The organism is Limnohabitans sp. 2KL-27, from assembly GCF_001269345.1.
GTDB lineage: Bacteria > Pseudomonadota > Gammaproteobacteria > Burkholderiales > Burkholderiaceae_C > Limnohabitans_A.
Map to the genome: position 1 here is coordinate 361,102 of NZ_CXOP01000001.1, position 17,158 is coordinate 378,259.

Genomic DNA, 17,158 nt, shown 5'->3' on the forward strand with positions numbered 1-17,158 from the left:
ATGGTCGCCGATGGATTCCTGTGGGGCGCAGTGGCGCTGTTGGGCCTGGTGGTGGGCAGCTTTCTGAATGTGGTCATTCACCGCTTGCCCCGCATGCTGGAGGCGCAATGGGCAGCTGCCAGCGCCGATGCCGAATCCGCTGCAAAGGCCCCCGCAGGTCGCCCGTACAACATCGCCGTCCCCGGTTCCCATTGCCCCCAATGCGGTCATGTGCTGCGCTGGATGGAAAAAATACCCGTCCTCAGCTATCTGGGCCTCCAAGGCCGGTGCAGCCAATGCCACACCGCCATTGGCTGGCGTTATCCGGCCATCGAACTGCTGACAGCGGGCGTTTTTGTCTGGAGTTTTGCCCAGCACGGCGCCAGCTTCAGCGCCCTGGCCTGGGCAGGTTTTGCAGCCGCCTTGATCTGCCTGGCCGCCATTGACGCCGACACCACCTTGCTGCCGGACGCCATCACCCAGCCTTTGGTGTGGTCTGGTTTACTCGCGGCCAGCCTGGGGCTGAGCCATGTCGGTCTGGGCACGGCCTTGTGGGGGGCTGTGGCAGGTTATTTGTTGTTGTGGGCGGTGTTTTGGGTGTTCAAGGGCTTGACGGGCAAAGAAGGCATGGGTCAAGGCGACTTCAAACTGCTGGCCGCCTTGGGCGCCTGGCTGGGTTGGCCCGCTTTGCTGTCTCTGGTCTTGATCGCCTCGATCACGGGCGTGGTGGGCGGGTTGATCTTGCGCCTGCGCCAACGCATGTCCGAAGACGGCTATATTCCTTTTGGTCCTTTTTTGGCCTTGGCAGGTCTTTGGGTCATGGCCTTTGGCCCCCTGCCCGGCTTGACCGTTTGACACCATGAACACCTTCAGAGTTTGGCGCATTGGCTTGACGGGCGGCATCGGCAGCGGCAAAAGTACCGTGTCCGGCATGCTGGCCGCACGGGGCGCCGCCGTGATCGATGCCGACGCGATTTCACGCAGCCTGACCGCGCCTGGCGGCCGGGCAATCGCCCCCATTGTCCAAGCCTTTGGGCCGGACATGATCGACGCCCAGGGCGCGATGGACCGAGAGGCCATGCGCAAGACCGTTTTCCAGAATCCCGAAGCCAAAAAGCAGCTCGAAGCCATCGTCCACCCCCTGGTTGGCCAGATCACGGCTGAACAGGCCCAGGCGGCCATGCAAAGCGGTCACCGCGTGCTGGTGTTCGATGTGCCCTTGCTGGTGGAGTCAGGTGAACGCTGGCGCAAGCAGATGGACCGGGTGGTGGTGGTGGACTGCGACCCCGACACCCAGCGCCAACGGGTCATGGCCCGCAGCGGGCTGGCTGCCGAAGAGATTGACCGCATCGTGGCCCTGCAAGCGACGCGCCCACAGCGACTGGCTTGCGCCGATGTGGTGATCTTCAACCAAGGCCTGAGTCTGGTCGAATTGGAGGCCCAAGCAGCCCAAGTGGCTGCTGACTTCGGGCTATGATGTCGGCACTGGAAAAAGCCGCGTGATACTGTACGAATACCCTTTTAACGAACGCATCCGCACTTACCTGCGGCTGCAGCAACTGTTCAACCGCCTGGGCCAATTGATGGGTCGTACGCAGGCTTTGGACCACCATTTCGCACTGACCACCTTGTTCGAGATCATCGAGGTGGCCTCGCGTTCTGAACTCAAATCCGATGTGCTCAAAGACCTGGAACGCCAAAAGCAGCTCTACAACGGCTACCGTGGCAACCCGGCCATCTCGGAAAAAGCCTTGGATGGCCTGATCGCCCAGCTCGACGATCACTTTGAAGCGCTCAACCAGATCAGCGGCAAGATCGGCCAAAGCCTGAACGACAACGACTTCCTGATGGCCTTGCGCAGCCGCGCCGTGATCCCAGGCGGTACTTGCGAATTCGATTTGCCCGCCTACCATGCCTGGCAGCACCACGACGCCGCCAGCCGCGCGCAAGATCTGTCGCAATGGGTCGCGCCTTTTGGCCCTTTGGCCCAAGCCGTCAAGTTGCTGCTGCAAATGCTGCGCGAATCTGGCAGCAGCCAGAAGGTCATGGCCACAGCCGGTCAGCTGCAACAAAACCTGCCCCAAGGGCGCACTTTTCAGTTGCTGCGCCTGACATTGGACCCGGCCATGGGCATTACCCCTGAGATCAGTTGTAACCGCTTGCTGGTGGTGATCCGCATGATGCGCCAACACCACGATGGCAAATTGGTGGCCACCACCGATGACGTGCCCTTCGAGATGACTTTGTGCGCATGAGCGGCTCGAAGCAAACTCAGGAATTCGAGCCCCGCAAGGTGCGCTGCCCTGCTTGCGCAGGCACCAGCCTTTACAGCGCCCACAACCCTTATCGCCCGTTTTGCAGCGCCCGCTGCAAGGGGGTGGACTTGGGGGCCTGGGCCAGCGAAGAATTCAAACTGCCCGACGACACCCCTCCCGACGAGCCCTTTGGCGATCCACGTTTGCAGTGAGGGTCCCGGAACCTTTCGAGACTCAGGCGTGCGTGGCCTGTGTGAACTGACGCTCTTCGGCCAACCAAGTCAACACAGGGATGGTACCCGGCAGCACAGGCACCACGGCCACAGGCAAGGTCTGCCAAGCGTGTGATTGCGCTTCGCGCATTTGCAACTCACCCTGCCAGTCCCACACCTTGCAAAAGTGCAGTCGCACCAGCGCATGGGGGTAATCGACCATCTGGGTTTTCCACACCTGCGCTTGCCCGATGGTGATGCCCAGCTCTTCTTGCAGCTCCCGGCGCAGTGCCTGCTCAACCGACTCGCCGGCCTCGAGTTTCCCGCCCGGGAATTCCCAGTAGCCTGCATACACCTTGCCCTCGGGGCGCGAAGTCAGCAAAAACTGGCCATCGGCTTGCATCAGCACACCCACCGCCACATCCACCACGGCGCGCTCAGCCTGGCCTGCAGTCAGGTCTTGCCGCTCGCGCTCGCCATCGGCGACCAGCAAGTTTGCGCTCATGCGCGGTCCGATTGGCGGCCCATCATGTCGCGGGCAAACTGGTAAGCCACACGGCCACTGCGCGAGCCGCGCTCCAAAGCCCAGAGCAGCGCGTCAGGGCGTGCGGCCTCGATTTGAGCGGGCGTGGCCCCCAAAGCGCTGAGCCACTGGCCTGCGATGGTCAGGTACTCGTCTTGCGAGAAGGGGTAGAAACTGATCCACAGGCCAAAGCGCTCAGACAGGGAGATTTTTTCTTCCACGCCTTCGCCCGGATGCACTTCACCATCTTCGGTGTGTTTGTAGGTGAGGTTCTCGCTCATGTACTCGGGCAGCAGGTGCCGGCGGTTGCTGGTGGCGTACACCAGCACATTCGGGGTCGAGGCCGCCACCGTGCCGTCCAAAATGGACTTGAGCGCTTTGTAGCCCGGCTCGCCGTCTTCAAAGCTCAGGTCGTCGCAATAGACCACGAACTTCTCGGGCCGACCCGCCACCACTTCGATGATGTCGGGCAGGTCGGTGAGGTCCTCTTTGTCCACTTCTATCAAGCGCAGACCCTTAGGCGCATAGGTGTTCAGGCAGGCCTTGATGAGCGAAGATTTCCCGGTGCCGCGTGCGCCCGTGAGCAGCACGTTGTTGGCCGGATGGCCATGCACAAACTGCTCGGTGTTGCGCTGCAGCTTTTCCTTTTGGTCGTCGATTTCCTTGAGGTCGGCCAAGGTCATGGCCGCCACGTGGCGCACCGGCTCCAGCACGCCGTGGCCCGATGAGCGCTTGCGGTAGCGCCAGGCAATGGCCTGCGTCCAGTCGGGGGCCGACAGGGGTTGGGGCAAGACCGATTCGATGCGGTCCACCAGCTGGCTGACTTTGGCCAGCAGTTGGTCCAGGGCTGAAGGAGCAGGAGAGTTCATGAACGGTAGTCCGCGTTGATGGTGACGTAATCGTGGCTGAGGTCGCAGGTCCACACGGTGTCGCTGGCGTTGCCGCGGCCTAGGCCCACGCGCACGGTGATCTCACTGCCTTTCATGACACGCTGACCATCTTCTTCGCGGTATTCGGCGCGGCGGCCACCCTGCGAGACTACATGCACATCGTCCAGATGCAGCTCAATCAGGCCCTGGTCCAGGTCGTCAATCCCGGCATAACCCACAGCGGCCAGAATGCGGCCGAGATTGGGGTCGCTGGCAAAAAAAGCGGTTTTGACCAAGGGCGAATGCGCGATGGCATAGGCCACCTGACGGCATTCCTCGCCCGTGCGGCCGCCTTCAACCTGCACCGTGATGAACTTGGTCGCACCCTCCCCGTCACGCACGATGGCATGGGCCAGCTGGCGAGCCACTTGCATCAAGCCTTTCAGCAGGGCTTGGCCATCCGCGGTGTCCAGCGCGGTGATGGGCGCGTGACCGGCCTGGTGCGTGGCGATCAGCATGAAGGAGTCGTTGGTCGATGTGTCGCCGTCGATGGTGATGCGGTTAAAAGACCCATCGGCCAACTGTTTGGCCAAAGCAGGCAGCAAGGCTGGGTCGACACACGCGTCGGTGGCCACAAAGCCCAGCATGGTCGCCATATTGGGGCGAATCATGCCTGCGCCCTTGCTGATGCCAGTGATGCTGACCGTTTTGCCGCCCACTTGCACCTGCACGCTGGCGGCTTTGGGCACGGTGTCGGTGGTCATGATGCCTTCGGCCGCCGTGGCCCAGTGGTCGGCTTGCGCGTCGGCCAAGGCAGCTGGCAAGCCCGCCACGATACGGTCCACAGGCAGAGGCTCCATGATCACGCCGGTCGAAAACGGCAGCACTTGTGCGGGGCTGCAGTGCAGCAAGTTGGCCAAGGCCTCGCAGGTTTGCCGAGCATGGGCCAGGCCCGGTGCGCCCGTGCCGGCGTTGGCGTTGCCCGTGTTGATGACCAAAGCCCGAACGGCGCTGCTTGCGGCCAGGTGCTCACGGCAGACCTGCACAGGGGCCGCGCAAAAGCGGTTGCTTGTGAACACACCCGCGACGCTGGCGCCTTCGTCCAACAAAAACACGGTGAGGTCTTTGCGGTTGGCTTTGCGCACACCCGCTTGGGCGATGCCCACGCGCACGCCCGCGATGGGGCTCAGTTGTGCAGGGTCCATTGGGGGCAAATTCACGGGCATAAACATCCTTCAGGAAAACACAGGGTATTTCAGTGGGCTCACAGACAAAACGGGCCGAAGCCCGTTTTGTTGATGCGCTGCCATCAAGCCAGTTTGCCGTGGCAGTGCTTGTATTTTTTGCCACTGCCGCAGGGGCAAGGTTCATTGCGGCCCACAGGGCCAAAAGCCGGTGGCATGCCGGCCATGTCCGCGGACACGGTTTGGGGCTGACCGGACTCGTCAGGGGCGCTGTAGGTCACGTTGCTGATCTGCTCCGCACGCTCTTCGATGTCCTGGGCGGCCTGCTCGATCTGTTCGCCCGAGTCGATGCGCACAGTCATCAATGTCTTGGTGACTTCGTTCTTGACGGCGTCGAGCAACTGTCCAAACAACTCGAAAGCTTCGCGTTTGTATTCTTGCTTGGGCTGCTTTTGCGCATAGCCACGCAAGTGAATTCCTTGGCGCAGGTAGTCCAAAGCGCTCAGGTGTTCACGCCAGTGTGTGTCGATGCTTTGCAGCAAAATCATGCGCTCAAACGAGGTGAAATTGTCAGCACCCACGTTGTCGAGCTTGGCTTGGAAATGGGCGTTGGCAGCAGCCACCACCATCTCGAGAATGTCTTCGTCGGTGATGGCGCTGGAAGCCTGTACCTTGTCCTGCAAATTGAGCGTGAGCAACCACTCGTCGGTCAGCACCTTTTCCAAGCTGGGCAGGTCCCACTGCTCTTCGACCGTCTCGGCAGGCACGTATTGGCGCACCAGATCGGTGAAACAGCCTTCGCGCAAGGCGGTGATCTGACCGTTCAAGTCGTCGGCATCCAGAATGTCATTGCGCTGCTGGTAAATCACCTTGCGCTGGTCGTTGGACACGTCGTCGTATTCGAGCAGTTGCTTGCGGATGTCGAAGTTGCGCGACTCCACCTTGCGCTGGGCGCTTTCGATGCTGCGCGTGACAATACCCGCCTCGATGGCTTCGCCCTCGGGCATTTTCAGGCGGTCCATGATGGAGCGCACGCGGTCACCCGCAAAGATGCGCATCAGCGGATCGTCCAGGCTCAAATAAAAACGCGATGAGCCGGGGTCACCCTGGCGCCCGGATCGGCCGCGCAGCTGGTTGTCGATCCGACGCGACTCGTGGCGTTCGGTGGCGATGATGCGCAAACCACCCAAGGCCTTGACCTGCTCGTGCACGACTTTCCATTGCTCGCGCAATTCATTCACACGGGCTTGACGTGCCGCTTCGGACAGTGCTTCGTCGGCTTCCACTGCCTGGATGTCTTTTTCGATGTTGCCACCGAGCACAATGTCGGTGCCGCGGCCGGCCATGTTGGTGGCAATGGTGATCATGCCGGGACGTCCGGCCTGGGCCACGATGTCCGCCTCACGGGCGTGTTGCTTGGCGTTGAGCACCTGGTGTGGCAGTTTTTCCTGCATCAACAACTGGGCAATCAACTCCGAGTTTTCAATCGAAGTGGTGCCCACCAACACCGGCTGGCCACGTTCATGGCATTCACGGATGTCGGCAATCGCGGCCGTGTAGCGCTCCTGGGACGTCTTGTACACGCGGTCGAGCTGGTCTTCACGTTGGCTCTTGCGGTGCGGCGGAACGACCACGGTCTCTAGGCCATAGATTTCCTGGAATTCATAGGCCTCGGTATCGGCCGTACCGGTCATGCCGCCCATCTTGTTGTACAAGCGGAAATAGTTCTGGAACGTGATGGAGGCGAGGGTCTGGTTTTCGGCCTGGATCTGCACGCCTTCTTTGGCCTCGACGGCCTGGTGCAAGCCATCGCTCCAACGCCGTCCTGTCATCAAACGCCCGGTGAACTCGTCGACGATGACAATGTCACCTTCTTGCACCACGTAGTGCTGGTCACGGTGGTAGAGGTGTTGCGCACGCAATGCGGCGTTCAGGTGGTGCATCAGCGTGATGTTGGCCGGATCGTAGAGGCTCGCGCCTTCCGGGATCAGGCCCATCTGGGCCAGCACAGCTTCGGCTTTTTCATGGCCGTCTTCGGTCAAAAAGACCTGGTGTGATTTTTCATCCACCGTGAAGTCGCCCGGCGAGATGATGCCCTCGCCTGTGCGCGGGTCGGCCTCGCCTTCCTGGCGGGTGAGCAAAGGCACCACCTGCTTCATCGACAGGTAGGTGGCTGTATGGTCTTCGGCCTGACCGCTGATGATCAGCGGTGTTCGGGCCTCGTCAATCAGGATCGAGTCGACCTCGTCGATGATGGCGTAATTCAGGGGGCGCTGGACGCGGTCACGGGCTTCGTAGACCATGTTGTCGCGCAGGTAATCAAAACCGTACTCGTTGTTCGTGCCGTAGGTGATGTCCGAGTTGTAAGCGGCTTGCTTTTCTTCGCGGGACATTTGGGCCAGGTTGATGCCCACCGACAAGCCCAGAAAGTTGAACAGCTTGCCCATCCAGCGGGCGTCGCGGCTGGCCAGGTAATCGTTCACAGTCACCACATGCACGCCCTTGCCCGCGATGGCATTGAGGTAGGCAGGCAGCGTGGAGGTCAAGGTTTTGCCCTCGCCCGTGCGCATTTCGGCAATCTTGCCGTTGTGCAATGCAATGCCGCCAGCCATCTGCACATCAAAGTGCCGCATCTTCATGACGCGCTTGGAGCCCTCACGCACCACGGCAAAAGCTTCGGGCATCAGGGCGTCGAGGGTTTCACCTGCCGCAAATCTGTCACGAAAGCTCTGGGTCTTGTCACGCAGCGCATCGTCGCTCAGTGACTCCAGCCCGGCCTCCAGGGCGTTGATACGCTCCACTGTTTTGCGGTATTGCTTGAGCAGGCGGTCGTTGCGGCTGCCGAAAATTTTGGTGAGGAATGGGATGGCCATGTCTACAAGATCCACCTTCAGCCCAAGGCTGAGAAACAGACCGTCTATCCTGTCTAGTAAAAGGGTTCAAAACAAACCAGGCCTGCGGGTTTCACCCCCATGCCCCCGGCTGGCCCCCACGGAGGTCAGCGCAACCCGATGATTTTAGCCTCTGGCCAAGCCCGTTTTCCGCATTCCGAACCCAGCCTTGCCGGCTGCCGGATAATGACTCGTTCCACCTCCACCATGCAAAGACGACACCAAGCCATCCCCCTGCAGCAAGCCGCGCAAGAGTCCCCCACGTTTGCACGTTTGGCCGATCTGGTGCGTGAGTCGTCTGCACGTTTGCAAGCGATTCGCGGCTTGTTGCCTGCGCCTTTGCGGGCCAGCGTGCAGGCCGGCCCCCTCGAAGACGGCTGCTGGTGCCTGTTGGTCAGCTCCAACGCGGTGGCCGCCAAAATGCGACAGCTCCTGCCAGCTTTGCAGGCGCATTTGTCGATCAAGGGCCTCGGCGTCACATCGATCCGCATCAAGGTTCAAAACCGGGTGCCTTGATCGGGCCGATTTGCGGGTGTTGTGCCAGCATATGGCACCATGAAAAAAGGCCCTGATCGTGGATCAGGGCCTTTTCTGTTTTTTGGTGCCGCTTGTCGGATTCGAACTGACGACCTACCGCTTACAAGGCGGGTGCTCTACCAACTGAGCTAAAGCGGCACGGGGTAGATTCTAACGTGATCCCGGTCGGTCTCCGGACTGGGTCGCGTTAATTTTTTCACTTGACCCGTTTCAAGGCAGGGCGCGTGGGGCTGGGCTGGGGTGGGGTGGGCTCTTCGCTCTCACCATCGGTCGCTTCCTGCACGTTCACAGCGGTCAACGTGGGCGCAGAACCTGCGTCTTCGTCACTCACAGGGAACGCCATGCCTTGCCCGTTCTCACGGGCATAAATGGCCATGACGCGGTGAATGGGTACCATAATGTCGCGCGGCTTGCCGCCAAAGCGGGCTTTGAACTCGATGAATTCATTGCCCAGCTTGAGCGAACTGGTGGCATCCATGCTGACGTTGAGCACGATCTCACCGCCTTGCACGTATTCACGCGGCACCTGCACAGAGGGGTCCACCTTGACAGCCACGTAAGGCGTGAAACCGTTGTCGGAGCACCAGTCGTACAGGGCCCGAATCAGGTAGGGGCGCGTGGAGGGCAGTTCGGTGCTGCTGATCATGGTGGACTTCCCCGAATTTACTTGCGCATGACCTTCTCAGAAGGCGTCAGGGCTTCGATGTAGGCAGGGCGCGAGAAGATGCGTTCAGCGTATTTGAGCAAAGGTGCTGCGTTCTTGCTCAGCTCAATGCCGTAATAGTCGAGACGCCACAGCAGAGGGGCGATGGCCACGTCCAGCATGGAGAAGTTGTCACCCAGCATGAACTTGTTCTTCAGGAAGACAGGTGCCAATTGGGTCAAGCGGTCGCGGATGTGGGCGCGGGCTTTCTCCAGTGCTTTGTCGTTGCCTTTGAGGGCTCGGTTTTCCAGCGTCAGCACATGGGTGAACAGTTCTTTTTCGAAATTGAGCAAGAACAGGCGCACACGGGCGCGGTCGACCGGGTCACCGGGCATCAGCTGGGGATGAGGAAAGCGCTCGTCGATGTACTCGTTGATGATGTTCGACTCGTACAGGATCAGGTCGCGCTCGACCAGAATCGGCACCTGCCCGTAAGGGTTCATCACATTGATGTCTTCGGGCTTGTTGTAGAGGTCCACGTCACGGATTTCGAAATCCATGCCTTTTTCGAACAGCACAAAACGGCAACGGTGGGAAAAAGGGCAAGTGGTTCCGGAATAAAGCACCATCATGGTGGAGGCTCCTCAAAAAATCAAAAAGAGTGGAAGGCCCCAAGGCCTTCCACTCCACAAGACCCGGCCCCAAAGCCGGGTGAAAGATCAATTACTTGACGTCTTTCCAATACGCAGCGTTCAGACGCCAAGCGATGAAGGTGAAGAAGGTCAAGAAAATCAGAACCCAAACACCGATGCGAACGCGGGTGTTTTGGGCTGGCTCGGCCATCCACTGCATGTAACCCACCAGATCGCCAATCGCTTGGTCGTACTGCAAGGGGGTCATGGTGCCAGGCTTGACTTGTTTCCAGCCCGAGAAGATTTGGACTTTATGGCCATGCTCTTCTTTTTCTGTGTAAACCGGTTCGCGCTCACCTTGCAACTCCCACAGGGGGTTGGGCATGCCCACGTTGGGCATGGCCAGGTTGTTCCAGCCCGTGGGCTTGGTCTCGTCGCGGTAGTAAGTGCGCAGGTAGGTGTAGAGGTAATCCGCACCCGTGCCACCGTGGCCTGAACGCGAACGGGCCATCAGGGTCAAATCAGGAGGGTTCTTGCCGAACCAGTCTTTGGCCTGGACCGGGTCGATCGTGGCTTTCATGGTGTCGCCCACTTTTTCAGTGGCAAACAGCAAGTTGTCCTTGATCTGTTGCTCGGTCAAACCGATGTCTTTGAGGCGGTTGTAACGCATGAAAGCCGCGGAGTGGCAGTTCAGGCAGTAGTTGACGAACAACTTGGCGCCGTTTTGCAAGGCGGCCAGATCGTTGGTTTTCTTGGGCGCTTTGTCCCAGGCGATACCGCCACCAGCGGCATGGGCACCGGCCATCAGACCGAGGGCCATCACAAAGCCCAGTGCGAGTTTCTTGAGGTTTTTCATGTTCTTGAATCTCCGTGATCTCAGTGAGGCGTGAAGGTCACGCGGTCAGGAACGGGCTTGGGCGTACCGAGCTTGCTCCACCAAGGCATCAACAGGAAGAAGCCGAAATAAAACAGGGAACCGACTTGCGACACACGCTCACCAATGGGTGAGGGTGGCTGTACACCCAAATAGCCCAAGATCAAGAAATTGATCACGAACACGGCATACATGTACTTGTGCCAGTCAGGACGGTAGCGGATGGACTTGACGGGGCTGTAATCCAGCCATGGCAAGAAGAACATGATGATCACAGCACCGCCCATGACCACCACACCCCAGAACTTGGCATCAATGGCCAACATCAGGGCAGAGATCACCACCGCAGCGCCAATGACCGCACCTTTGAGCAGTGTGGGCAGTTTGCCTTTGGCCACAGCCAGCACGGCGCCCACCAGCACGCAAGCGATCAACACATACATCATCTCGCTGGTGATGGCGCGCAGCATGGAGTAATACGGCGTGAAGTACCACACGGGGGCAATGTGCAAGGGCGTGGTCAAGGGGTCGGCCGGAATGAAGTTGTTGTACTCCAAGAAATAGCCGCCGAACTCAGGCGCGAAGAACACCACCGCGGTAAAAGCCATCAAGAAGATGCTGACCGAGAAGATGTCGTGTACGGTGTAGTAAGGGTGGAAAGGAATGCCGTCCAATGGGTTGCCACGTGCGTCTTTGGGCGCATCGGGTGCCTTGATCTCCACACCGTCGGGGTTGTTGGAGCCCACTTCGTGCAAAGCAATGATGTGGGCAACCACCAAGCCCAAGAGCACCAAAGGCACGGCAATGACGTGGAAGCTGAAGAAACGGTTCAGGGTGGCATCGCCCACCACGAAGTCGCCACGGATCAGCAAAGCCAAATCAGGGCCCACGAAAGGAATGGCCGAGAACAAGTTCACGATCACCTGAGCACCCCAGTAGGACATCTGGCCCCAAGGCAGCAGGTAACCCATGAAGGCTTCGGCCATCAGGCACAGGAAAATGGCGCAACCGAAGATCCAGACCAGCTCGCGTGGCTTGCGGTAGCTGCCGTAGATCAAGCCACGGAACATGTGCAGGTAGACCACCACAAAGAAGGCGGATGCGCCAGTGGAGTGCATGTAGCGGATCAACCAGCCCCAAGGCACATCACGCATGATGTACTCCACCGAAGCGAAGGCCAAAGCGGCATCTGGCTTGTAATGCATGACCAAGAAAATACCGGTCACGATTTGGATCACGAGGACCAAGAGCGACAGAGCACCGAACACATACCAAAAATTCAAATTTTTGGATGCGTAGTATTCGGACAAATGGTCTTTGTAAAGCTTGGACAACGGAAACCGGTTGTCAACCCAATTGAGGAGCTTTTCGCCAGCTGGCGCGTTGGGTGAGATTTCTTTGAATTGAGCCATGTTGTTCTCCATCAGGCCTTCTTGTCTTCACCAATGATCAACTTGGTGTCCGACAGGTACATGTGCGGAGGCACTTCAAGGTTGTCAGGCGCAGGCTTGTTCTTGAAGACGCGGCCAGCCAGGTCAAACGTCGAACCATGGCACGCGCACAGGAAACCGCCATTCCAGTCATCGGGCAATGAAGGCTGGGGGCCTGTGGCAAATTTATCGCCTGGCGAGCAACCCAAGTGGGTGCAAATGCCCACAGCCACCATGATTTCGGGCTTGATGGAGCGGTGTGCGTTTTTGGCGTATTCGGGGGTGGGGTAAGCGTTACGGTCCGAAGCAGGGTCGGCCAGCTGACCTTCGATTTTCTTGAGGGATTCGAGCTGCTCGGGCGAGCGCTTCATGATCCAAACGGGCTTGCCGCGCCATTCAACCGTGAGCTTTTCGCCCGGGTTCAAAGCGGAAATGTCCACTTCTACGGCCGCACCAGCCGCTTTGGCTCGTTCGGAGGGTTGAAAGCTGCTGACGAAGGGGGTGGCCACAAAGCCAGCGCCTACGGCACCTGCGCAACCGGAGGCAATCAGCCAGGTCCGTTTGCTGCTGTCGACTGGGGTGTCACTCATGGGAATCCTCTAGCGAGTCGTTATCAGGGTCAACCCGAGATTGTAGCGGAGTGAAACAAACAACCGACTGACAAGACCCCTGTTGGCATGATGTTGCGTCACAATCGGTCGCTTCGGTTCAAATTTAGGAGTTATAGAGATGACATTTGCTCAAGAATTAAAATCTTTTGCCGTAAAAGGCAACGTCATGGACCTGGCCGTCGGCGTCATCATAGGCGGCGCTTTTGGCAAGATCGTCGACTCGGTGGTCGGCGACCTGATCATGCCGCTGGTCAGCCGTGCTTTCGGCGGGCTGGATTTCTCCAATTACTACCTGGGTCTGGCGGGTCAGGCGGCCGGTTTGTCTTTGGTTGAAGCCAAAAAACTCGGGGCCGTCTTCGCCTACGGCAGCTTTCTGACGGTGGCGCTGAACTTCGTCCTCCTGGCCTTCATCATCTTTGTGATGATCCGCCAGATGAACCGCCTGACGGCCGCCAAACCCGAACCAGAGGCGCCGGCGGCAGCGCCCATCACCCCCGAAGACGTTTTGTTGCTGCGCGAAATCCGCGACAGCCTTCAAAACAAAGTTTGAAACGCCCCACCGGTCAGTGCGCCGCGCTGACCATCTGGCGTGCCATGCGCAGCGCCTGGATCAAGCTGCTGGCATCCGCCACGCCTTGACCGGCCAAGTCCATGGCGGTCCCGTGGTCCGGGCTGGTCCGGATCAGGGGCAGCCCCAGGGTCACATTGACGCCCTGCTCCACCCCCAAGTACTTGACGGGGATCAGGCCCTGGTCGTGGTACATGGCGATGACCACATCGAATGCCCGATGGCCATCGGCCCGTTGCCGCGCCCGCATGAACACCGTGTCAGGCGCGTAAGGGCCATGCACATCCAACCCCTCTTGGCGCGCCAACGCCAGACAGGGCTGAAGAACGTCTATTTCCTCTCGGCCAAACAAGCCACCCTCGCCCGCATGGGGGTTGACACCCGCCACGGCGATGCGCGGTCTGCGGCCCAGCACAACACGCAATGACGCATCGGTGATGCGCAAGGTCTCGAGCACCCGCTCCAGCGTGACGGCCTCCAGCGCATCGCGCAGCGACAAATGGATGCTCACCAGCACCGTGCGCAATTCGTCGTTGGCCAGCATCATGCGCACCGGCATTTGGGCCACCGACACACCCAGATGTCTGGCCGCCTCGGCTTGCAGCAACTCGGTGTGGCCCGGGTACTGGTCATACGGGGCGCCTGCAGCATGCAAAGCTTCTTTGTGCAAAGGCGCGGTGACCAAGGCCGCCACCTCGCGCCGCAAGGCAGCCCGGGTGGCCCATAGCACCGCTTCACCGGCCAATTGGCCTGCTCGGGCATCGATTTGTCCCCAAGGCAAAACCGGGGCCACAGGCACCACCTGCAACACAGGCAAGCAGCGCGGGGGCACCTGCAGGGCTTCTTCGGGCGTCTGAATTTCGCAAACAGGGAAAGTCGGGGTCGCTTGCACCAAGGCCATGGCGCGGCGCATCAAGCCGACATCACCCGCCACAAAACAGCCTTGGGTCAAGTCAGGGGCAAGGCACCAGGCCCGCGCCACAATTTCAGGGCCAATGCCGCATGGGTCGCCCGGGGTGAGGACGATCGGCCGCTCAGTGAGGGGGGGCGACAAGTCGGTCTGGGGTGTCATGTGGAGGGCCTCAAGCCGGGTTGTCGATCTCGATGAAACGGTGCTGCAAACCCAGCTCTTGCGCCACACGTGCGGCCAAGGCCGGGGCGCCATAACGCTCGGTGGCGTGGTGGCCGCAGGCCAGAAAGGCCACGCCAGTTTCACGCGCCAGATGGGCTTGGGGCTCCGAAATTTCACCGGTGATGAAAGCGTCCACGCCCTGAGCAATGGCCGCTTCAAAATAGCCTTGCGCCCCGCCACTGCACCAAGCCACACGGCGAACCGGCCGATCGCTGCCACCCACGCAAACGACCGACCGTCCAAGCATCGCCGCCACATGGTCGGCCAAACCTTGGGCACCGGACCAAGTTTGCGTCCCAGTCCCCACAAAACCCAGGTCTTGTTCGCCAAAGCGCCCATCGGCTTGCAGGCCGAGCACGCGGGCCAGTTGGGCGTTGTTGCCCAGCTCCGGATGGGCATCGAGCGGCAGGTGGTAAGCAAACAGGTGGATGCCATGCGCCAGCAGCAAGCGCAGTCGCTCGCGCATCCAACCCGTGACGCGCCCATCCTGGCCACGCCAGAACAAGCCGTGGTGCACCACGATGGCGTCGGCTTGGGCGTCAATGGCGGCCTCTATCAAGGCCCGGCTGGCGGTGACGCCACTGACGAGCAAATGCACATCGCGGTCGCCCTCGACCTGCAAGCCGTTGGGGCCGTGATCGCGGAACTTTTCGGGTTGGAGCAAGGCGTCGAAGGCCTGGCCCAGAATTTTGGCGTGGGTCATGGCGAAAGGCTTTCTGTCTGGGTGAGCTATTGTGGCGCAAGGCAGCTGTGCCCCTGCGTCGAATCAAGCACAATCTGCACCATGAAACGTTACTGGCTTTTATTTTCGCAATGGGTGACGGTCTTGCTGGCCGTGTGGTTTGTGGTGGCCACCTTGCAGCCCGAGTGGCTGCGCAGCGCCAAGCGTTCGGCCGATGGCATGACTTTGCTGCAAGCCCCCATGGGCGCGCCACTCAGCCGCCCCGCAGGCAGCTTGAGTGCACCTGCACGCCTGGCCTCACCCGCTGTGGTCAGCATCAACACCAGCAAAGCCAAAAGCCAGAACCCCCATGGCCAGGACCCCTGGTTCCGATTTTTCTATGGGGAACAAGAAGAACAAAACCCAGCCGGCTTGGGCAGCGGGGTCATCGTCAGCCCAGAAGGCCACATCCTGACCAACAACCATGTCATCGAAGATGCGGACGACATCGAGGTGGTGCTGGCCGATGGCCGGCGCGCCGCCGCCAAAGTCATCGGCACCGATCCCGACACCGATCTGGCGCTGCTCAAAATCAGCCTCGACAAATTGCCTGTGATCGTTTTGGGGCAAACCCAAGAGCTGCAAGTGGGCGATGTGGTGCTGGCCATTGGCAACCCGTTTGGTGTGGGCCAAACCGTGACTTCGGGCATCGTCAGCGCTTTGGGGCGCAGCCAGTTGGGCATCAACACATTCGAGAACTTCATCCAAACCGACGCCGCCATCAACCCCGGCAACTCGGGCGGTGCGCTGGTTGATGTGAATGGCCACCTGATGGGCATCAACACCGCCATCTATTCCCGCTCGGGCGGCAGCATGGGCATTGGTTTTGCCATCCCGATTTCCACGGCCAAGCAGGTGATGCAGGATCTGCTGAAAAACGGCAAGGTCATCCGGGGCTGGATCGGGGTCGAACCTCAGGACATGTCGGCTGAACTGGCCGCCAGCTTCGAACTGCCCAAATCCGGCCAGACTTTACCCCTGGGCGTGGTGATCACGGGCGTGCTCAAGAACGGACCCGCCGCTGCCGCAGGCGTTCGTCCGGGTGATGTGATCGTCAAGGTGGCAGGACAACCCGTGCGCAACGTGTCAGAACTCTTGACCCAAGTGGCTGGCCTCCAACCCGGCGTTCCGGCCGAAGTCCACATCTGGCGTCGACAAGGCGAAGTCAATTTGCGCTTGACCCCGGCAGAGCGACCTGCCGCCAAGACAAGAAAGTAAGGACGCCCGCAACGCGGCCTGAGAGATGCACGGTGCACCATGACAAAGAGGCCCGCAGGCCTCTTTTGTTTTGGTGATCCCCAAAACGCTCAGGCCGGGGTATCGGGCTCTTGTGGCGCTTGGGTGTGCTTGATGAAAATTTGTGCGGCCCAAATGCCCAACTCATACAGCAAGCACATGGGGATGGCCAGCGCCAGCTGAGACACCACATCGGGCGGGGTGACCACGGCCGCGATCACAAAGGCCAAGACCACAAAGTAGCCCCGAAAATCCTTGAGTTTTTGAATGCTGACCACACCCATGCGGGCCAACACCACCACGGCCACGGGCACCTCAAACGCCAGACCAAAGGCCAGGAACATCGACAGCACAAAGCTCAGGTAAGCCTCGATGTCAGGCGCAGCGGTGATGCTTTTGGGCGCAAAGCTTTGGATGAAGCTGAACACCTGGCCAAACACAAAGAAATAACAAAAAGCCACGCCAATGAAAAACAGCAGTGTGCTCGACACCACCAAAGGCATGACCAGCTTTTTCTCGTGGCTGTAAAGACCCGGCGCAATGAAGGCCCAGACCTGGTACAAGACCACCGGCAAGGCGATGAGGAACGCGCTCATCAGCAAGATCTTCAGGGGCACCATGAACGGCGAGATGACCGACGTGGCGATCAAGGTGGCGCCTTTGGGCAAATGCACCACCAAGGGCGCAGCCAGGATGTCGTACAAATTGCCTGGGCCCGGGTAAATGGCCAAAGCTGCGGCAGCGACTGCAACAGCAGCCACCGCCCAGATCAAGCGGTCGCGCAGCTCGATCAAGTGCGCCACAAAAGGTTGCTCAGAACCTTTGAGTTCGTCGTCGGGCTGGGAGGGGGTATCGGACATG

19 protein-coding genes and 1 tRNA gene are annotated in these 17,158 nt (G+C 60.0%); 7 read left to right on the forward strand and 13 right to left on the reverse strand.

The annotated features are described in order from the left end of the window. The 4 genes from LHAB_RS01780 to LHAB_RS01795 are packed head-to-tail and all read left to right on the forward strand — an operon-like array spanning nucleotide 1 to nucleotide 2,446. Entirely contained in the window at nucleotides 1–834 is an 834-nt protein-coding gene (locus LHAB_RS01780; protein ID WP_090043653.1) for a prepilin peptidase, read from the forward strand. Between the two features lie 4 nt (nucleotides 835–838). Further along, complete coding sequence (coaE, locus tag LHAB_RS01785) at nucleotides 839–1,456, forward strand: dephospho-CoA kinase (protein ID WP_090043654.1); 618 nt, start codon at nucleotides 839–841, stop codon at nucleotides 1,454–1,456. 22 nt (nucleotides 1,457–1,478) lie between these two features. Then, nucleotides 1,479–2,234: a cell division protein ZapD gene (gene zapD, locus LHAB_RS01790; RefSeq protein ID WP_090043655.1), complete on the forward strand. Its 756-nt coding sequence runs from the start codon at nucleotides 1,479–1,481 to the stop codon at nucleotides 2,232–2,234. After that, nucleotides 2,231–2,446, forward strand: a complete 216-nt coding sequence (locus tag LHAB_RS01795; protein ID WP_090043656.1) for a DNA gyrase inhibitor YacG — start codon at nucleotides 2,231–2,233, stop codon at nucleotides 2,444–2,446. The genes zapD and LHAB_RS01795 overlap by 4 nt, the downstream gene beginning before the upstream one ends. A 22-nt stretch (nucleotides 2,447–2,468) precedes the next feature. Here LHAB_RS01795 and LHAB_RS01800 read toward each other — a convergent pair whose 3' ends face one another. From LHAB_RS01800 to secA, 4 genes are all read right to left on the reverse strand, one after another. Beyond that, the gene (locus tag LHAB_RS01800; protein WP_090043657.1) at nucleotides 2,469–2,951 is read right to left on the reverse strand and encodes an NUDIX domain-containing protein; all 483 of its coding nucleotides are present in this window, start codon (nucleotides 2,949–2,951) and stop codon (nucleotides 2,469–2,471) included. After that, nucleotides 2,948–3,838 carry an ATP-binding protein gene (locus LHAB_RS01805; protein ID WP_090043658.1) on the reverse strand — a complete coding sequence of 297 codons (891 nt, stop codon included), beginning with the start codon at nucleotides 3,836–3,838 and terminating at the stop codon, nucleotides 2,948–2,950. The genes LHAB_RS01800 and LHAB_RS01805 overlap by 4 nt, the downstream gene beginning before the upstream one ends. Continuing rightward, complete coding sequence (gene argJ, locus LHAB_RS01810; RefSeq protein WP_090043659.1) at nucleotides 3,835–5,064, reverse strand: bifunctional glutamate N-acetyltransferase/amino-acid acetyltransferase ArgJ; 1,230 nt, start codon at nucleotides 5,062–5,064, stop codon at nucleotides 3,835–3,837. Before argJ ends, LHAB_RS01805 begins: the two co-directional genes overlap by 4 nt. A gap of 83 nt (nucleotides 5,065–5,147) precedes the next feature. Continuing rightward, complete coding sequence (gene secA / locus LHAB_RS01815; protein WP_090043660.1) at nucleotides 5,148–7,895, reverse strand: preprotein translocase subunit SecA; 2,748 nt, start codon at nucleotides 7,893–7,895, stop codon at nucleotides 5,148–5,150. Between the two features lie 225 nt (nucleotides 7,896–8,120). On the opposite strand from secA, the gene LHAB_RS01820 reads away from it, so the two are divergent. Further along, entirely contained in the window at nucleotides 8,121–8,429 is a 309-nt protein-coding gene (locus tag LHAB_RS01820; RefSeq protein ID WP_090043845.1) for a DciA family protein, read from the forward strand. A gap of 83 nt (nucleotides 8,430–8,512) precedes the next feature. Here LHAB_RS01820 and LHAB_RS01825 read toward each other — a convergent pair. From LHAB_RS01825 to petA, 6 genes are all read right to left on the reverse strand, one after another. Beyond that, nucleotides 8,513–8,588, reverse strand: a tRNA-Thr gene (locus LHAB_RS01825). 58 nt (nucleotides 8,589–8,646) lie between these two features. Next, nucleotides 8,647–9,096 carry a ClpXP protease specificity-enhancing factor gene (locus tag LHAB_RS01830; RefSeq protein ID WP_090043661.1) on the reverse strand — a complete coding sequence of 150 codons (450 nt, stop codon included), beginning with the start codon at nucleotides 9,094–9,096 and terminating at the stop codon, nucleotides 8,647–8,649. A 17-nt stretch (nucleotides 9,097–9,113) separates the two neighbouring features. Beyond that, nucleotides 9,114–9,725 carry a glutathione S-transferase N-terminal domain-containing protein gene (locus tag LHAB_RS01835; RefSeq protein WP_053171731.1) on the reverse strand — a complete coding sequence of 204 codons (612 nt, stop codon included), beginning with the start codon at nucleotides 9,723–9,725 and terminating at the stop codon, nucleotides 9,114–9,116. Between the two features lie 91 nt (nucleotides 9,726–9,816). Continuing rightward, on the reverse strand, nucleotides 9,817–10,581 hold the full coding sequence (locus LHAB_RS01840) for a cytochrome c1 (RefSeq protein WP_090043662.1): 765 nt from the start codon (nucleotides 10,579–10,581) through the stop codon (nucleotides 9,817–9,819). A 20-nt stretch (nucleotides 10,582–10,601) separates the two neighbouring features. Next, a complete protein-coding gene (locus tag LHAB_RS01845; RefSeq protein WP_194943047.1) occupies nucleotides 10,602–12,011 on the reverse strand; it encodes a cytochrome b in 1,410 nt (469 codons plus the stop codon). An 11-nt stretch (nucleotides 12,012–12,022) separates the two neighbouring features. Continuing rightward, entirely contained in the window at nucleotides 12,023–12,619 is a 597-nt protein-coding gene (petA, locus tag LHAB_RS01850; protein WP_090043664.1) for a ubiquinol-cytochrome c reductase iron-sulfur subunit, read from the reverse strand. Between the two features lie 139 nt (nucleotides 12,620–12,758). On the opposite strand from petA, the gene mscL reads away from it, so the two are divergent. Then, nucleotides 12,759–13,190, forward strand: coding sequence for a large conductance mechanosensitive channel protein MscL (gene mscL, locus LHAB_RS01855; RefSeq protein ID WP_090043665.1), 432 nt, complete (start codon nucleotides 12,759–12,761; stop codon nucleotides 13,188–13,190). 13 nt (nucleotides 13,191–13,203) lie between these two features. Here mscL and pdxA read toward each other — a convergent pair whose 3' ends face one another. Both pdxA and LHAB_RS01865 read right to left on the reverse strand, forming a co-directional pair. Continuing rightward, nucleotides 13,204–14,280, reverse strand: coding sequence for a 4-hydroxythreonine-4-phosphate dehydrogenase PdxA (gene pdxA / locus LHAB_RS01860; RefSeq protein WP_090043666.1), 1,077 nt, complete (start codon nucleotides 14,278–14,280; stop codon nucleotides 13,204–13,206). A 10-nt stretch (nucleotides 14,281–14,290) separates the two neighbouring features. Continuing rightward, the gene (locus LHAB_RS01865) at nucleotides 14,291–15,043 is read right to left on the reverse strand and encodes a Nif3-like dinuclear metal center hexameric protein (RefSeq protein ID WP_090043667.1); all 753 of its coding nucleotides are present in this window, start codon (nucleotides 15,041–15,043) and stop codon (nucleotides 14,291–14,293) included. A gap of 81 nt (nucleotides 15,044–15,124) precedes the next feature. Between LHAB_RS01865 and LHAB_RS01870 the strand changes: the two genes are divergently transcribed. Next, nucleotides 15,125–16,279 (forward strand): S1C family serine protease, encoded by a 1,155-nt coding sequence (locus LHAB_RS01870; protein ID WP_090043668.1) that lies wholly within the window; start codon nucleotides 15,125–15,127, stop codon nucleotides 16,277–16,279. Between the two features lie 89 nt (nucleotides 16,280–16,368). On the opposite strand, the gene tatC is transcribed toward LHAB_RS01870, so the two are convergent. Next, complete coding sequence (gene tatC, locus LHAB_RS01875; RefSeq protein ID WP_090043669.1) at nucleotides 16,369–17,157, reverse strand: twin-arginine translocase subunit TatC; 789 nt, start codon at nucleotides 17,155–17,157, stop codon at nucleotides 16,369–16,371. Nucleotide 17,158: the final 1 nt, after the last annotated feature.

What these genes read in the sequence shown, in the direction of transcription:
- LHAB_RS01780 (WP_090043653.1), top strand. Translation starts at nt 1, where the DNA reads ATGGTCGCCGATGGATTCCTGTGGGGCGCAGTGGCGCTGTTGGGCCTG.
- coaE (WP_090043654.1), top strand. Translation starts at nt 839, where the DNA reads ATGAACACCTTCAGAGTTTGGCGCATTGGCTTGACGGGCGGCATCGGC.
- LHAB_RS01795 (WP_090043656.1), top strand. Translation starts at nt 2,231, where the DNA reads ATGAGCGGCTCGAAGCAAACTCAGGAATTCGAGCCCCGCAAGGTGCGC.
- LHAB_RS01800 (WP_090043657.1), bottom strand. Translation starts at nt 2,951, where the DNA reads ATGAGCGCAAACTTGCTGGTCGCCGATGGCGAGCGCGAGCGGCAAGAC.
- LHAB_RS01805 (WP_090043658.1), bottom strand. Translation starts at nt 3,838, where the DNA reads ATGAACTCTCCTGCTCCTTCAGCCCTGGACCAACTGCTGGCCAAAGTC.
- argJ (WP_090043659.1), bottom strand. Translation starts at nt 5,064, where the DNA reads ATGCCCGTGAATTTGCCCCCAATGGACCCTGCACAACTGAGCCCCATC.
- secA (WP_090043660.1), bottom strand. Translation starts at nt 7,895, where the DNA reads ATGGCCATCCCATTCCTCACCAAAATTTTCGGCAGCCGCAACGACCGC.
- LHAB_RS01820 (WP_090043845.1), top strand. Translation starts at nt 8,121, where the DNA reads ATGCAAAGACGACACCAAGCCATCCCCCTGCAGCAAGCCGCGCAAGAG.
- LHAB_RS01830 (WP_090043661.1), bottom strand. Translation starts at nt 9,096, where the DNA reads ATGATCAGCAGCACCGAACTGCCCTCCACGCGCCCCTACCTGATTCGG.
- LHAB_RS01835 (WP_053171731.1), bottom strand. Translation starts at nt 9,725, where the DNA reads ATGATGGTGCTTTATTCCGGAACCACTTGCCCTTTTTCCCACCGTTGC.
- LHAB_RS01840 (WP_090043662.1), bottom strand. Translation starts at nt 10,581, where the DNA reads ATGAAAAACCTCAAGAAACTCGCACTGGGCTTTGTGATGGCCCTCGGT.
- LHAB_RS01845 (WP_194943047.1), bottom strand. Translation starts at nt 12,011, where the DNA reads ATGGCTCAATTCAAAGAAATCTCACCCAACGCGCCAGCTGGCGAAAAG.
- petA (WP_090043664.1), bottom strand. Translation starts at nt 12,619, where the DNA reads ATGAGTGACACCCCAGTCGACAGCAGCAAACGGACCTGGCTGATTGCC.
- mscL (WP_090043665.1), top strand. Translation starts at nt 12,759, where the DNA reads ATGACATTTGCTCAAGAATTAAAATCTTTTGCCGTAAAAGGCAACGTC.
- pdxA (WP_090043666.1), bottom strand. Translation starts at nt 14,280, where the DNA reads ATGACACCCCAGACCGACTTGTCGCCCCCCCTCACTGAGCGGCCGATC.
- LHAB_RS01865 (WP_090043667.1), bottom strand. Translation starts at nt 15,043, where the DNA reads ATGACCCACGCCAAAATTCTGGGCCAGGCCTTCGACGCCTTGCTCCAA.
- LHAB_RS01870 (WP_090043668.1), top strand. Translation starts at nt 15,125, where the DNA reads ATGAAACGTTACTGGCTTTTATTTTCGCAATGGGTGACGGTCTTGCTG.
- tatC (WP_090043669.1), bottom strand. Translation starts at nt 17,157, where the DNA reads ATGTCCGATACCCCCTCCCAGCCCGACGACGAACTCAAAGGTTCTGAG.